At 44.8% G+C, this 14,858-nt stretch carries 14 protein-coding genes; 3 read left to right on the forward strand and 11 right to left on the reverse strand.

Annotated elements, in window-relative coordinates; translation table 11 throughout:
* The first annotated feature begins 83 nt into the window (after nt 1-83).
* Complete coding sequence (locus R7Z41_RS10680; protein ID WP_053304077.1) at nt 84-2,630, forward strand: Ig-like domain-containing protein; 2,547 nt, start codon at nt 84-86, stop codon at nt 2,628-2,630.
* Nucleotides 2,631-2,720: 90 nt separating this feature from the next.
* On the opposite strand, the gene R7Z41_RS10685 is transcribed toward R7Z41_RS10680, so the two are convergent.
* Both R7Z41_RS10685 and R7Z41_RS10690 read right to left on the reverse strand, forming a co-directional pair.
* Entirely contained in the window at nt 2,721-3,464 is a 744-nt protein-coding gene (locus tag R7Z41_RS10685) for a YggN family protein (RefSeq protein WP_005380283.1), read from the reverse strand.
* Nucleotides 3,465-3,525: 61 nt separating this feature from the next.
* Nucleotides 3,526-4,005, reverse strand: coding sequence for a GreA/GreB family elongation factor (locus R7Z41_RS10690; protein ID WP_005380280.1), 480 nt, complete (start codon nt 4,003-4,005; stop codon nt 3,526-3,528).
* Nucleotides 4,006-4,081: 76 nt separating this feature from the next.
* Between R7Z41_RS10690 and R7Z41_RS10695 the strand changes: the two genes are divergently transcribed.
* Nucleotides 4,082-6,007: an ATP-dependent DNA helicase RecQ gene (locus R7Z41_RS10695; protein ID WP_225477688.1), complete on the forward strand. Its 1,926-nt coding sequence runs from the start codon at nt 4,082-4,084 to the stop codon at nt 6,005-6,007.
* On the opposite strand, the gene dinB is transcribed toward R7Z41_RS10695, so the two are convergent.
* Both dinB and R7Z41_RS10705 read right to left on the reverse strand, forming a co-directional pair.
* On the reverse strand, nt 6,004-7,068 hold the full coding sequence (dinB, locus tag R7Z41_RS10700) for a DNA polymerase IV (protein WP_025768236.1): 1,065 nt from the start codon (nt 7,066-7,068) through the stop codon (nt 6,004-6,006). The two genes, R7Z41_RS10695 and dinB, sit on opposite strands and share 4 nt — an antisense overlap.
* Nucleotides 7,069-7,144: 76 nt before the next feature.
* A complete protein-coding gene (locus R7Z41_RS10705; protein WP_005380277.1) occupies nt 7,145-7,378 on the reverse strand; it encodes a DUF2789 domain-containing protein in 234 nt (77 codons plus the stop codon).
* Between the two features lie 187 nt (nt 7,379-7,565).
* Between R7Z41_RS10705 and R7Z41_RS10710 the strand changes: the two genes are divergently transcribed.
* A complete protein-coding gene (locus R7Z41_RS10710; protein WP_005380276.1) occupies nt 7,566-8,783 on the forward strand; it encodes a response regulator in 1,218 nt (405 codons plus the stop codon).
* Nucleotides 8,784-8,941: 158 nt separating this feature from the next.
* Here R7Z41_RS10710 and nqrM read toward each other — a convergent pair whose 3' ends face one another.
* The 7 genes from nqrM to R7Z41_RS10745 all read right to left on the reverse strand — a co-directional run bounded on the left by nqrM (nt 8,942) and on the right by R7Z41_RS10745 (nt 14,855).
* Nucleotides 8,942-9,175, reverse strand: a complete 234-nt coding sequence (gene nqrM / locus R7Z41_RS10715) for a (Na+)-NQR maturation NqrM (protein WP_005380273.1) — start codon at nt 9,173-9,175, stop codon at nt 8,942-8,944.
* A gap of 22 nt (nt 9,176-9,197) precedes the next feature.
* On the reverse strand, nt 9,198-10,202 hold the full coding sequence (locus tag R7Z41_RS10720) for an FAD:protein FMN transferase (RefSeq protein ID WP_005380272.1): 1,005 nt from the start codon (nt 10,200-10,202) through the stop codon (nt 9,198-9,200).
* 155 nt (nt 10,203-10,357) lie between these two features.
* On the reverse strand, nt 10,358-11,581 hold the full coding sequence (gene nqrF, locus R7Z41_RS10725; RefSeq protein ID WP_005380271.1) for an NADH:ubiquinone reductase (Na(+)-transporting) subunit F: 1,224 nt from the start codon (nt 11,579-11,581) through the stop codon (nt 10,358-10,360).
* Nucleotides 11,582-11,614: 33 nt separating this feature from the next.
* A complete protein-coding gene (nqrE, locus tag R7Z41_RS10730) occupies nt 11,615-12,211 on the reverse strand; it encodes an NADH:ubiquinone reductase (Na(+)-transporting) subunit E (protein ID WP_005380270.1) in 597 nt (198 codons plus the stop codon).
* A 7-nt stretch (nt 12,212-12,218) separates the two neighbouring features.
* Nucleotides 12,219-12,851, reverse strand: a complete 633-nt coding sequence (locus R7Z41_RS10735; RefSeq protein WP_005380269.1) for an NADH:ubiquinone reductase (Na(+)-transporting) subunit D — start codon at nt 12,849-12,851, stop codon at nt 12,219-12,221.
* Complete coding sequence (locus R7Z41_RS10740; protein WP_005380267.1) at nt 12,851-13,621, reverse strand: Na(+)-translocating NADH-quinone reductase subunit C; 771 nt, start codon at nt 13,619-13,621, stop codon at nt 12,851-12,853. The genes R7Z41_RS10735 and R7Z41_RS10740 overlap by 1 nt, the downstream gene beginning before the upstream one ends.
* The gene (locus R7Z41_RS10745; RefSeq protein WP_005380265.1) at nt 13,611-14,855 is read right to left on the reverse strand and encodes an NADH:ubiquinone reductase (Na(+)-transporting) subunit B; all 1,245 of its coding nucleotides are present in this window, start codon (nt 14,853-14,855) and stop codon (nt 13,611-13,613) included. Before R7Z41_RS10745 ends, R7Z41_RS10740 begins: the two co-directional genes overlap by 11 nt.
* Between the last annotated feature and the right edge of the window lie 3 nt (nt 14,856-14,858).

Below are 14,858 nucleotides of genomic sequence, written 5' to 3' on the forward strand. Positions count from 1 at the left end.
GCTTCGCTTTTTCCCCCTAATGTCTATTTATCAGCTAGTTATTACTCTGTTCTCATTTATACCCATGATTCAAGGAGAGGAAAATGAAGGTCACCCTACTTCACGGAGCGATGGTTGTAGCACTCAGCGCCAGCTACCAAGCTCAAGCCTATAACTGTCAAAGTTTACCCGACTGGGACAGCACTGCGACTTATACATCGGGCGCTTTAGTAAAAACGCAAGGAGCCGCTTATGAGGCTGCATATTGGACGCAAGGCAATGATCCCGTGACCAACTCAGGATCTTGGGAAGCATGGAAAGCGTTAGGGCAATGTGATGGTGGAAGCAACAATTTATCACCAACGGTGTCGTTCTCCTCTCCAATAAACAACGCACAAATTCCCGAAGGCAGTGCGATCACTTTGTTAGCCAACGCAACTGACGAAGATGGCCAAATCACACAAATTGAGTTTGTTGCAGGCAACCAAACCGTTGCTGTGGTAACTCAAGCACCATTCGAAGCTTCTTGGACAGCTATTGAAGGGATCTCGCAATTGACCGCAATTGCGACAGATAATGAGGGAGCTGTTAGCACCACGACGATTTCTATCCAAGTTCAACCACAAGTCGAATTACCGCCACCAAGCATTTCATTGACAAGCCCAGTAGGCACAGAAGTGCTTAATGTAGGCGATAACCTAACCGTAGCCGCTCAAGCTGACGATATTGATGGTGTGGTCACACAAGTTGAGTTCTTCGTAAACAATCAATCTGTCGCCATTGATACTAGCGCACCTTACGAATATCAATGGACCGCTAGTCCAGGTACATACTCGTTCAAAGCACAAGCGACTGATGATACAAACCTCGCAACGATGAGCCAAGAAGTAGCGCTGGTTATTAGTAATTCAGAAACCGGAACGGGCGGATGTGCAGATGCAGTACCTTATGTGGCAGGCACAAGTTATCAAGCTGGCGACCTGATTTCTCACTTCAACCAAAAATATCGTTGTGATGTTGCTGGTTGGTGCTCCTCGGATGCGACATGGGCTTACGAGCCTGGTGAAGGGCTATACTGGCAAGATGCTTGGAGTGGCCTAGGTGCTTGTTCGACACCACCGCAAGTTACCATTACGGCACCAACGGATGGACAAGTCGTGCTCGCTGGCAGCAATAACGAAATCACGGCAAACGCAAGCGATGCTGATGGCACAGTCACGCAAGTTGAGTTTTTTGCGAACAACACCAGCTTAGGGGTCACCACTCAAGCGCCATATTCCGTTACTTGGAACGCCACACTTATTGGCGCTAACCAGCTTAAAGCCGTCGCAACCGATAATGATAACAACACGTCAGAGTCCCTGGTTGGTGTGGAAGTCAGCGATAAAGATTTGGTCGTCTCTCTGACTTCACCAAGCAGCGGTCAAACCGTCGGATTAGGCAAAAGTCTCGCATTAAGCGCCGATGCAACGTCTTTAACTTCAGGCATTAAACACGTTGATTTCATGATCAACGGCTCTATTGTTGCAACCGATACCACAGCACCTTACACAGCCAACTGGACACCAACTGCACTTGGTAACTTTACAGTTAGCGCCCAAGCTGTGGATTTGTCAGGAAGCAATGCACTGTCTGACGCCGCAGCAATAACGGTGGTTGAGCAAGTAGAGAAACGCCATAAACTCATCGGTTACTGGCACAATTTTGTAAATGGTGCGGGCTGTCCAATTCGTCTAGCAGATATGGCAGATGCTTGGGATGTGATTGATATTGCCTTTGCTGAAAATGATCGCAACAGTGATGGCACTGTGCACTTTAATCTATATTCAGGCGATATTTACAGCGATTGTCCAGCACTCGATCCAACACAATTCAAGCAGGACATGGCAGCGCTTCAAGCTAAAGGTAAGAAGTTTGTTCTCTCTCTTGGCGGCGCAGAAGGCACGATTACGCTGAATACCGACCAAGATGAAGCCAACTTTGTCTCTAGCCTAACAGGTCTTATCGCTGAGTGGGGCTTTGATGGTCTAGATGTGGATTTAGAGAGTGGTTCTAACTTAGTTCATGGCTCGCAAATTCAAGCTCGCCTTGGTCGTGCTTTGCTTCAAATAGAGCAAAACATGGGTGGAGATATGTACCTAACCATGGCGCCTGAGCACCCTTATGTTCAAGGCGGCTATGTGGCTTACAGCGGTATTTGGGGAGCTTACATTCCTGTGATAAACGAGACACGCAGCACGCTCGACTTGCTTCACGTCCAGTTATATAACAACGGCGGTTTGCCAAACCCATACCTGCCAGGCAGTGCACCAGAAGGCTCTGTGGATATGATGGTAGCGCAATCTAAAATGCTTATCGAAGGTTTTGAGTTGGCCGACGGCACTCAATTTGCACCATTGCGCGATGATCAAGTCGCAATCGGTTTACCTTCAGGTCCTAGCTCGGCAAATTCAGGGCAGGCTCCAACACAGAATATTATCAACGCACTAGATTGTTTAACCAAAGGCACTTCATGTGGCACCGTTAAACCAGCGTACCATTACCCGAATTATGCAGGAGTAATGACATGGTCTATCAACTGGGATCAGCATGATGGCTTTAACTTCTCAAAACCTGTCGGCGATAAACTCACCGAGATGAATGCGCAATAAGCTATCAAAGAATAAGCGAGTAAAACGCAAAGAGAGCACAATAGTGCTCTCTTTCTTTATCTCATCGAGTTTTTGCTTTTTAATGAGTAATTAAATCGTAAATACTCGGTAATCTTTTAGCTCAGGGATTTTCTTCAACAGATCGTTTTCTTGCCCTGCCATGTCATCCAGCGAATCGCACAAGTCTTCTGCTTGTTGTTCTACCTCTTTCGAATGCTCGGCTAAACGCTCTTCTACTTTCGCGCTGAGTTCAGCCATACTCTCTGATAATGCAGTGAGGTTTATCCCTCCCTCTTCCTTCATTTTTTTCGATAAAGCATCCAACGAACTGGCTAAAAACTCTTTATTGAAGATCTCTTGTGCTTTTGCAAAGTCTTCAGTCCACCCTTGTGTCATAGACTCAAAACTCTCCGCAGGCAGGATGAAATCACCATCTTTGTAGTAACGTGATTCAACATCAGCGAAAAAGTCCTTTACTGCGACTTTTACATTATCAAACGCACCAGGTGCATCGAGGCTTTCCGCAACATCATCAATAATATCATTCGCAAGCGCTAAACCATCACTCGCCAATTGCTTTGCTTGTGGAATATACGCGTTCATTTTTTCGCGATAGTCTTCAATTGCCGCTTTTTGGTCGGCATTGAGTTCAATTAGCTCACCTTTGATGAAGAGGTTGTTATCCTCATCCACGACAGCTTTATCACCTGTCGTTTGGCGAATTTCCAAGCTTTGCCCATCCATACGGACTTCATTATTGATGTCCACACGACACTGCGCTGCATAACCAGTAGCACTGACCATCAGCAATGAGAGTGTAAAAAGCTTTTTCATGTCATTCTCTTTTATTTAACATTACTCGTGTTAAACATAACACTGAGTGATACATGAGATGTCAGCAAATCGTCACGACTTCGTAACAAGTTGTTTTATCTCCTATTTTCACGTCAACCTCATCACCCTCTTCTTTCCCGAACAACGCTCGACCCAGAGGAGATTTGGCTGTTAAGACAAAGACTTCCAGAGTCTGATATTGAACAGTCAAACCACCAGAGCAAGGGCCTACAAAGAAGTGCTTTTCGATCAAATTCTCATCTGCGAGAACAACGTAAGCACCAACACCAACAGGCGCATTCTTAAAGTTACGAGTCACTAAAGAACGATATTGACGCAACTCCTCTTCACTATCTTGAATTCGCATGGCTTGTCCATGAGCAAGATACGCGGCTTCAAGTGCCAATGTATCGTACTTGTGCTCGGGAACAGTTTCTTCATCTGTGGCGGCATCGATAGCTCGCTGAGCCGATGAATGGGCAACTTGAAGTTTTTCTTCCAGATGTTGGATGATAATTTGGACTAAGTCAGCTTTGTTCATACTTTTAGGACGCGCGTTTAGTATTCGGGGTGTGTTAATGTAGCCAAGTTTACCATCAAAGAAAGGTTTCCCTATTATGCAAAGTGACTCGCTGCATCAAACACTTCAATCTGTATTTGGTTTTGACTCATTACGCCAAGGTCAGCAACCCGTTATTGAAGCCGTTATGAATGGTTACTCTGCTGCGGCAATCTTTCCTACAGGCTCGGGGAAGTCACTCTGTTATCAACTACCTGCAACCATATTACCCAACCTTACGTTGGTGATCTCTCCGTTGTTGGCGTTAATGAAGGATCAACTGAGCTTTTTACAAAGTAAAGGAATCGCGGCCGCTTCTATCGATAGCAGTCAAAGTAGAGAAGAAGCACAACAGGTCATGGCTGGCGTGAAGAATGGACAAATCAAAATCTTGATGATTTCTGTTGAGCGACTAAAAAATGAGCGTTTTCGTGAATTCATTCGCCAAGTACCGATTTCTTTGATGGTCATTGATGAAGCGCACTGTATTTCCGAATGGGGGCATAACTTTCGTCCAGATTATCTCAAACTACCGCAATATCAACGTGAACTGAACATCCCACAGTCTTTACTTCTCACCGCAACGGCAACGCCTGCAGTTATTGAAGACATGCAAAAAAAGTTCGATATTTCCAGTGAACATATTACCGTTACAGGCTTCTACCGCTCTAATCTGGATATCTCGGTGATCCCGTGTGAGGAAACAAAGAAACAAGAACAGCTCAGTGAGATCATCGCCTCTTCACCTAAGCTTCCGACCATCGTATACGTGACGCAGCAGCAAACAGCAGAACGAGTAGCAAAGTCATTAATCCATATTGGCATTAACGCTCACGCATACCACGCTGGCATGAAAAGCGACGTTCGTGAACAAATCCAACAGCAGTTCATGGATGGCCAAATTGACTGTATTGTTGCAACGATTGCATTTGGTATGGGGGTCGATAAATCTGATATTCGACGCGTCATTCACTTCGACTTACCCAAATCAATCGAGAACTACGCACAAGAGATTGGACGTGCAGGCAGGGACGGGCAACGCTCGGAGTGCATTCTGCTAGGCAATACGTCCGGCCTAACGGTGTTGGAGAATTTTGTCTATGGTGACACACCAGAATTTACGTCAATTAACTATGTAGTCGAGCAAGCGAAAGAACATGCTCCACAATGGGAGGTAGTGCCACTGCGTTTGTCGCGTGAAAGTAATATCCGCCAATTGCCACTCAAAACCTTGTTGGTTTATTTGGAGCTACATAACGTCATTGAAGCAAAGTACAGTTACTTTGCGGAATATCGGTTTAAGTTTTTGCACGATCAGCAATTTATTGTGAATCAATTTCAAGGCGAGCGACGTCAATTTGTGGAGGCTATTTTTTCCTGCTCACAAAAAGCCAAAGTGTGGTGCCAAGTTGATCTAGAAGCGCTATGGATGAACTATCAATCGGAACGCAGCCGAGTTGTCGCAGCGCTCGACTATTTTCACCAGAACGGCTGGATAGAACTAGAGAGCAAACAACTGACGGACGTGTACTCAGTTATGCCAACCAAACAGAGCTCGGATGTTTTAATCCAACAACTGTATGAACTGTTCCAATCCAAAGAAAGCAAAGATATCGAAAGAATCCACACCATGCTGCACTTGTTCCAGTCCGAGCACTGTTTGAGCTCACAATTGGCGAACTACTTTGCGGATCACGATGCACCAAAGCAATGTGGTCACTGCTCCGTGTGTCGTGGTCACGTCGCCACATTCACAGCACCAGAACCTGAAGATATTGAACAATCTCAAGTATCGATATGGGCGCGGGAGTTTATTCAGCTTTCCCCATCGGCCATCAGTAATGATGCCGTTGCTCGCTTCTTGTGCGGAATCAGCACTCCTTTGATTAGCCAGCTAAAAGCCTCAAAGCTAGCAGGTTATGGTGCAATGGCAAATGTAAGTTTTGAGCAGGTATTAACGCAGGTAGAAAAGGTAAGGGCCTAAAAAAAGCTCAATTGACGCGCTTGGTCTTCGGGCTTGAGCATCACGTTCAAGCCTAAAAGGCGAATTTCCCGTCCATTTTGGCGTTTAAGAATATCTCTTAGCAAGATCTTGAAGTCCTCAAGCTCTAATTGCGGATGGATGTGCTCAATTGTTGTCAGTTGAAAGTCGGCAAATTTGACTTTAATACCTTGTTTAATAATCGACTTATCTGGGCTTGCACGCTCTAAACGTTTCTCGAGTTCAGGATAAAGTTTCTCCTCAATCACTTGCCAACATTCATCATAGGTTGCGATGTTCTGGCTGAATGTCCTTTCCACACCGACGGACTTTCTCTCGCGCTCAACAACGACTTCTCGATTATCAATTCCATGGCTTCGCTGCCATAAGGAGGCACCCTGACGACCAAACTGCCTCAACAACTCTCGATAGTCACTGTTTTTAATGTCCTCACATCGATAAAAACCGGCTTGGTGGAGCTTCTCAAGACTCACCTTCCCCACACCAGGAATGTTCTCTAGCGGAAGACTATCGATAACCTCTTGGACTTTCTCTGGCGGAATCACAAACTGACCGTTGGGCTTGTTCATGTCTGACGCGACCTTGGCAAGAAACTTTATCGGAGCAATGCCCGCCGATGCCGTCAACCCAAGTTCACTCCAGATATCGCGGCGAATTGACTCTGCGATCAACGTAGCGGAGCCACGGCAAGCTGTCGAGTCCGTGACATCGAGGTATGCTTCATCCAATGAGAGAGGTTCAATGATAGGCGTATAACGCTCAAAAATAGCACGAATCTGCTGAGAGACTTGCTTATATACATGCATTCTACCGGGCACAACCAACAAATGAGGACAGAGTTGCAGCGCGCGCGCCGTTGACATTGCACTGCGAACACCATATTTACGCGCATCATAATTACAGGTGCTAATCACTCCACGCTGCTTTTCATGTCCGCCAACAGCGAGTGCAATGCCACGGTAACTGGGGTTATCTCTCATCTCTACGGCAGCATAAAAACAATCCATATCGACATGAATAATTTTTCTAATTCGATCTGACATAGCCATCAAAGCACTGTTCAAAAAAACAGTATAAATCAAATCTACCTGAAGAGAAATGGGCGTGTTTAAGCGAACGTCAATCTCGAAGCATTACGTCCAATTGATCGACTAATTCGGCCCAATCTGCATCTTCTTCGATGGCTTGTTTTAGAAAGTTCGCCTGTGACATCGTCCAAAAGCTAGCTTCATGTAAAGGCGCAGAATCTCTTTTGTGTCGATGTTGATTAATAAAATCTTTCATTTCTTGAGGAGAGCTACCGAGGCCCAGTTGTTGAAATAGCTCAGCCATACCATGTTGATGCATTTCCATACTACTTTCTCCCTACGTTAGCTAAACATAATTATATAACTAAGACAGGAATAATGATGTGATGTTAACGGATGCGTGTCAAACATTTGAGTAGTTGTTCTACTTTTGGTTGACATGTGTTTTTTGATGGCGATAAGTTTAATTTTAGTTATCATTGATTTTAAACAATTAATTTTGGGGACTGCGCTTGAGTAATAAGATTCTGGTTGTTGAAGATAGTCGTGCATTTAAAAACTTTCTTTGCCAAACAATAAGCCAAGCTGGTTATGAGGTCATCGCAGCGGAAAGCTACGCGGAGGCAAAGAACTTGTTATCTTCAGCACAGGACCTCTTCTGTGCGGTTTTAGACTATTGTTTACCGGATGCTCAAGATGGCGAGATTATTGACCTCGTTTTGGAACATGGTCATCGTGTCATTGTTTTAACGGCTCGATTTCAAGAAGACACTCGCGAAAAGATGCTTGCAAAAGGTGTCCTCGACTATATTTTGAAAGACAGCATGGCGTCCGTTTCCTATCTATTACCACTCCTCAAGCGACTAACCAACAATCAACAACACAAATGTTTAGTCGTTGATGATTCACACACCGTAAGAAGACACATTGCCCAACTTTTGGAGCATCAATATATTCAGACGTTGGAAGCTGACAATGGGCAAAAAGCCCTAGAGCTTGTCGAGCAAAATCCAGATATCACTCTCGTTTTAACCGACCATGATATGCCCGTTAAAGATGGCATTACTATGGTGCGTGAATTACGTCGGAAGTGGGATAAAAATCAATTAGCCATTCTCGGCTTGTCGGGTAGTAACTCTAAGACCATGACGGCTAGGTTTCTAAAAGCAGGGGCCAATGACTTTTTATACAAGCCATTTAATCAAGAAGAATTTTTTTGCCGTATTCACCAACTGTTAGATATCAAAGACGCAACATCTGAACTGTTTAAAATGGCAAATCAAGATGCGCTAACGGGCTTATGGAACCGCCGCTTTCTGTTTGAGCAACCCCATGTAGAAAACGCTCAAAGAAACATCGCGATGCTTGATATCGATTTCTTTAAGCAAGTAAATGATACACACGGACATGAGGGCGGCGATGCAGTGTTAGTCATGATAGCGAATATTCTAAAAATCTATTTTCCAAATGATATTGTCGCTAGGCTTGGTGGCGAGGAGTTTTGTATTCAAGCCAGTGGCGACTATGACGGCTTTCTAACACGCTTAGAACAAATGAGACAGCGCATAGAAAAAACGCCAATAACTTATTTGGACAAAAACATTCTTGTGACCGCGAGTATTGGTGTAAGCAACATCGAGGGGGAGCTGGAACAACAAATAAAAGTGGCGGATGAGCGACTTTACATGGCCAAAGAGAACGGACGTAACCAAATCATTTCTTCGTCCTAATGACTATCAGTGTGGTCTTGCTCTGTAACATGAGAGAAAGAAACAACAAAACACGGTATTGGGCTCTTTCTCGGACATCTGAGCTTTGGTTAGCTGCCTAAAAATAAAGCTCAGCAGAACGCTGAGCTTTATCACTTTCTTAGTACGATTAACCAATACTAAGCAATTCTATCTTTTTCCCACGCCGCCAATTTCTCAGCACGCGCAGCCTCGCGCGCTTCACGTTTTTTACGCGCATCGCAGGGTTCTGGACAATTACACACTTTTTCGATGCCAACTGCCCCTAAGCCACCACAGCTACCTTTCACGACTTTCTTTTGGAAAATGTATCCGACAGCCATTGCAGTGATTACCGCGACAAACACAGCAAAGGTAATTAGAAATGTATTCATAAAAACATGCTCACTTCTGTTGTTATTTCTTCATGAATGGCTTGTATGCTTCCGAAGCCAACTCTTTAAAACCATCTTCCGTTTTCACAATCATGAAAACAGGAATATTATTTTCGTTCGCAATTGCCATGCCTTTGTCTTCACCTAGCACCATAAGACCAGTTGCAAGACCATCAGCAGTCATCGACGATTTATCTAATACCGTTACAGACACCACTTTATGATGAATTGGTTTGCCTGTTCGTGGATTAATAATATGAGAGTATCTCACACCATTACTCTCAAAGTAATTACGATAGTCACCACTTGTTGCAATTGCCATGTCGCCTGGTTCAATAATTTCTTGAATTGAACGTTCATCAACGGTCGGTTTTTCAATTGCGATACGCCAAGGCACACCTTCACGATTGACACCTTTGAGACGCATTTCACCGCCAACTTCGACCATAAAGTTCTGTACCCCTTCAGATTGAAGGTAGTCAGCAACCACGTCAACCCCCCAACCTTTCGCAATCGTCGATAGGTCGACGTACAAGTTAGGAAGGTCTTTGGACAGTGTATTACCATCAACAGATAGGTGGTGAATACCGGTATTTGCTTTGCGAGCAGCGAGTTCTTCATCGGTTGGAACTACATCTGGACGAGCTTCTGGACCAAACCCCCACAGGTTAACTAGAGGGCCGACCGTCACATCCAATGCACCTAAAGTAAGACCGTTAAGGCGAATTGCTTCTTTCACTACCGTTGCAGTTTGTGTCGAAACTGTAAATGGCTCGCTCGTTTGATGCTGATTAAAACGACTTAACTCTGAGTCGTCACGATAGGTCGACATTTGGTCATTAACCTCTTCCAATAAGCGATCAATTTCTGTCTGCATCGCTTTTGGCGTTGGAATACCATCTTGCTCGATATACTTGATGTTGTAAGAAGTCCCCATGGTAGGGCCACTTAAATGAATTTGATCGGCAGGCTGCTCACAGCCAGCCAAAATCAATAGAGAAGCAAATGCAACAAGCCACTTTTTCACTTGTTAACTCCCAATGTTGTTGAATTGATATGGGAAATAGGACCAATCCTTTCAATCCGATTACCTATATCAACTGTTGAGTATCAGTTTTATGTCTATAAAAAATAATGGCTAGCTCTTGGAGAGCTAGCCATAGATTCAATCACTTGGAGGAATTAACCACCGAAGTCATCTAGTAGGATGTTTTCATCCTCTACACCTAGATCTTTTAGCATGCCGATTACAGCAGCGTTCATCATAGGTGGACCACACATGTAGTATTCACAGTCTTCTGGCGCTTCGTGATCACGTAGGTAGTTCTCGTAAAGAACGTTGTGAATAAAGCCAGTGTAACCATCCCAGTTATCTTCTGGAAGTGGATCAGACAGTGCACAGTGCCATACGAAGTTGTCATTCTCAGCTTGTAGCATATCGAAATCTTCTACGTAGAACATTTCACGCTTAGAACGTGCGCCGTACCAGAAAGACATCTTACGCTTAGAGTGCAGACGCTTAAGTTGGTCGAAGATGTGTGAGCGCATTGGAGCCATACCAGCACCACCACCAACGAATACCATTTCTGCATCTGTATCTTTCGCAAAGAACTCACCAAATGGACCAGAAATAGTACACTTGTCGCCTTCTTTTAGAGACCAGATGTACGAAGACATGATGCCTGGTGGTACGTCTGGGTTGTTCGGCGGCGGAGTTGCGATACGAACGTTAAGCATGATGATACCGTGCTCTTCTGGGTAGTTAGCCATAGAGTATGCACGAATGGTCTCTTCATTAACTTTAGACTCGTAACGGAAAAGGTTGAACTTCTCCCAGTCTTCACGGTATTCCTCAGGAATATCGTAGTCTGCGTATTTCACGTGGTGAGCAGGAGCTTCAATCTGGATGTAACCACCAGCACGGAAAGGTACTGATTCGCCATCTGGAATTTGTAGCTTAAGCTCTTTGATGAATGTCGCTTTGTTATCGTTAGAGATAACAGTACATTCCCACTTCTTAACGCCGAAGATTTCTTCAGGAAGCTCGATATCCATGTCAGTTTTCATTGCAACCTGACACGCTAGACGCTCACCTTCACGCGCTTCACCTTTAGTAATATGGTCAAGCTCGGTTGGTAGGATGTCGCCACCACCTGATTTAACTTTTACGCGACACTGACCACATGAGCCACCGCCACCACAAGCAGAAGATACGAATACGCCAGCACCTGCTAGAGCACTCAGTAGCTTACCACCTGGTTGTGTAACGATCGCCAGAGAAGGGTCATCGTTCACAGAAATTGTAATGTCACCTGTTGGTACAAGCTTAGACTTAGCGAAAAGAATCACTAGTACTAGTGCAAGTACGATCAGAGTAAACATCACTACACCAAGAATAATGTCCATTGACTATTCCTTAATTGTTGCGGTTTACCCGACTTACAGTTGAACACCAGAGAAAGACATAAAGCCTAACGCCATAAGACCTACAGTGATAAATGTGATACCAAGACCACGTAGACCTGGAGGTACGTCAGAGTACTTCATCTTCTCACGGATACCTGCAAGAGCAACGATTGCTAGCATCCAGCCCACACCAGAGCCGAAACCGTAAACGATCGATTCAGCAAAGTTGTAGTCACGTTGTACCATGAAAGATACACCACCGAAGATTGCACAGTTTACTGTGATCAGCGGTAGGAAGATGCCTAGCGCGTTGTACAAAGGTGGGAAGAAACGGTCTAGGACCATCTCTAGAATCTGTACAAGTGCTGCAATTACACCGATAAAGGTGATGAAGTTTAGGAAGCTAAGGTCCACGCCCTCAACTAACGCGTTCTCTCTCAGAACTAGGTTGTATACTAGGTTGTTCACAGGAACAGCGATAGTCAGAACTACCACAACTGCAACACCTAGGCCGAAAGAGGTCTTAACCTTCTTAGATACGGCAAGGAAAGTACACATACCTAGGAAGAAAGACAGAGCCATGTTTTCGATGAAAATCGATTTAACTAACAGACTAATGTAATGTTCCATGACGTCCTTACTCCTTCGCTTCTACTTGTTCTGGTTTCAGAATACGGATTACCCAGATAAGGAAGCCGATTAGGAAGAATGCTGATGGTGCTAGTAGCATTAGGCCGTTAGGCTGGTACCAACCACCGTTGCTCACTAGAGGTAGAACTTCTAGACCAAATAGTTTGCCTGAGCCAAATAGCTCACGGAAGAAACCTACAGTGATAAGAACGAAGCCGTAACCTAGACCGTTACCAATACCGTCAATAAGAGATGGTACTGGCGCAGACTTCATTGCGAATGCTTCAGCACGACCCATTACGATACAGTTAGTGATAATCAGACCAACGAATACAGATAGCTGTTTAGAGATATCGTATAGGTAAGCTTTTAGCACTTGGTCTACCACGATTACTAACGATGCGATGATTGCCATCTGAACGATGATACGCACACTGTTAGGAATGTGGTTACGGATCAATGAAACAGAGAAGTTAGACAACGCAGTTACAAATGTTACCGCTAGTGTCATTACAAAAGCTGTTTCTAGTTTAGTTGTTACTGCAAGAGCAGAACATACACCAAGAACTTGTAGCGCGATTGGGTTGTTATCCAATACTGGCGCTAGAATGCTCTTTTTAACGTTTTGTGCACTAGACATTAGTTAAGTTCTCCGTCACGAACTTTTGCTAGGAAAGGACCAAAGCCCATATCACCTAACCAGAAGTCAAATGTGTGTTGAACACCATTACTAGTGAGCGTCGCTCCTGATAGGCCATCAACACCGTGCTCAGAACCTTGCGGTGCGCCGCCTTTCACGACCTTAATCGCTGGCTGGTGATCTTCATTGTACAATTTCTTGCCAATGAATTGATCGCGCCATGAAGGGTTCTCTACTTCACCACCAAGTCCAGGAGTTTCACCTTGCTCGTAGTAAGTAATAGCAGACACAGTGTTACCATCAGTTTCAACGGCTACAAAGGCATACATCATCGACCATAGTCCTTTACCGTGCATAGGCAGGATAACTTTTTGGACTTCATCTTGATCTTTTACAAGGTACACCACTGCTGTATTCGCGCGACGACGGATATCAGCTACGTCTTCTTCTGGTGTCAATGCGATTGAACGTTCTGCATCTTTTGATGCTTCACGTTGATCGTACGTAGATGCATTACCCTCAGTAAAGTTACCTGTTTCAAGGTCTACTAGACGAGGTTCGATGTACTCAGCAAATAGCTCTGGTACTTTCTTACCGTTTGCGTCAATGCCTGCAACTTCAACGATCTTTGATTGCTTATCTAGGACAGCGTTAGCTTTTTGCTTATCACGCAGACCTACTGCTGCTGTTGATACGATGATTGAACAAACAAGGCTCAACCCGATAACAACACCCAGCGTCTTTTTAATGCTGTCGTTATTACTTGCCATAGCGTGCTAGTCTCCGCTTGATGTTCTTCTCAATCACTACATGGTCGAACAGAGGTGCGAATAGGTTCGCGAATAGAATCGCCAGCATCATACCTTCTGGATACGCTGGGTTAACTACACGGATCATCACACACATTGCACCAATTAGGATGCCGTACCACCATTTACCTTTGCTAGTAAATGACGCTGATACTGGGTCCGTTGCCATGAAGAACATACCGAATGCAAAACCACCTAGAACTAGGTGCCAATGCCATGGCATATTAAACATTGGATTAGTGTCAGAACCGATCACGTTAAACAGAGTCGATACTGCGATCATACCGATCATTACACCCGCAATGATGCGCCATGAAGCTATTCGCATGTAAACGATCATCGCTGCACCGATCATTAGAGCTAGAGTCGATACTTCACCAATAGAGCCAGGGATGTTACCGATGAACGCGTCCATCCAAGTGATAGGAGCGCCAGTTACTGTGTTAACTAGAGCACCGTTACCACCTTGAGCCCATTGGCTAAGAGCAGTAGCACCAGAGAAGCCGTCAGCTGCAGTCCATACTACGTCACCCGAAATTTGCGCTGGGTAAGCGAAGAATAGAAATGCACGACCTGCAAGTGCAGGGTTAAGGAAGTTACGACCTGTACCACCGAAGATCTCTTTTGCTACAACAACACCAAATGTGATACCTAGCGCCGCTTGCCATAGAGGTAGCGTTGGTGGAACGATAAGTGCGAATAAGATAGAAGTTACAAAGAAACCTTCGTTAACTTCGTGCTTACGCACCATACAGAACAACACTTCCCAGAAACCACCAACAATAAATACTGTTGCGTAGATTGGCAGGAAGTAAGTCGCACCTAGTAGCATCTTACTGCCAACACCCGCTTCCGCACCGATAGTGCCGCCAAGCATTTCTGTTAGCCAGTAGTGCCAGTTACCTGCGATAACTGTCGCTAGTTGGTCACCAGCGTACATGTGGTTAAGTGCTGCAATAGCTTGGCCACCTGCGTTGTACATACCCCAGAACATTGCTGGGAACACCGCAAACCAAACCATGATCATGATACGTTTTAGGTCAACGCTATCACGAACGTGCGAGCTTTTATTTGTTACGATACCTGGCGTGTAAAAAACTGTTGCTACAGCTTCGTACAGGGCAAACCATTTTTCGTGTTTGCCACCAGGCTCAAAATGATGCTCGATGTCTTCAAGAAACTTTTTAAGAGCCATGAA

The organism is Vibrio sp. 1457 (assembly GCF_033340195.1).
GTDB lineage: Bacteria > Pseudomonadota > Gammaproteobacteria > Enterobacterales > Vibrionaceae > Vibrio > Vibrio alginolyticus.

Excerpts from the sequence above, each read along its gene's own strand:
- nqrE (WP_005380270.1), bottom strand. The coding sequence starts at position 12,211 with ATGGAACATTACATTAGTCTGTTAGTTAAATCGATTTTCATCGAAAAC.
- R7Z41_RS10705 (WP_005380277.1), bottom strand. The coding sequence starts at position 7,378 with ATGGAAATGCATCAACATGGTATGGCTGAGCTATTTCAACAACTGGGC.
- R7Z41_RS10680 (WP_053304077.1), top strand. The coding sequence starts at position 84 with ATGAAGGTCACCCTACTTCACGGAGCGATGGTTGTAGCACTCAGCGCC.
- R7Z41_RS10690 (WP_005380280.1), bottom strand. The coding sequence starts at position 4,005 with ATGAACAAAGCTGACTTAGTCCAAATTATCATCCAACATCTGGAAGAA.
- nqrF (WP_005380271.1), bottom strand. The coding sequence starts at position 11,581 with ATGGACATTATTCTTGGTGTAGTGATGTTTACTCTGATCGTACTTGCA.
- R7Z41_RS10695 (WP_225477688.1), top strand. The coding sequence starts at position 4,082 with ATGCAAAGTGACTCGCTGCATCAAACACTTCAATCTGTATTTGGTTTT.
- nqrM (WP_005380273.1), bottom strand. The coding sequence starts at position 9,175 with ATGAATACATTTCTAATTACCTTTGCTGTGTTTGTCGCGGTAATCACT.
- R7Z41_RS10740 (WP_005380267.1), bottom strand. The coding sequence starts at position 13,621 with ATGGCAAGTAATAACGACAGCATTAAAAAGACGCTGGGTGTTGTTATC.
- R7Z41_RS10735 (WP_005380269.1), bottom strand. The coding sequence starts at position 12,851 with ATGTCTAGTGCACAAAACGTTAAAAAGAGCATTCTAGCGCCAGTATTG.
- R7Z41_RS10685 (WP_005380283.1), bottom strand. The coding sequence starts at position 3,464 with ATGAAAAAGCTTTTTACACTCTCATTGCTGATGGTCAGTGCTACTGGT.
- R7Z41_RS10745 (WP_005380265.1), bottom strand. The coding sequence starts at position 14,855 with ATGGCTCTTAAAAAGTTTCTTGAAGACATCGAGCATCATTTTGAGCCT.
- dinB (WP_025768236.1), bottom strand. The coding sequence starts at position 7,068 with ATGTCAGATCGAATTAGAAAAATTATTCATGTCGATATGGATTGTTTT.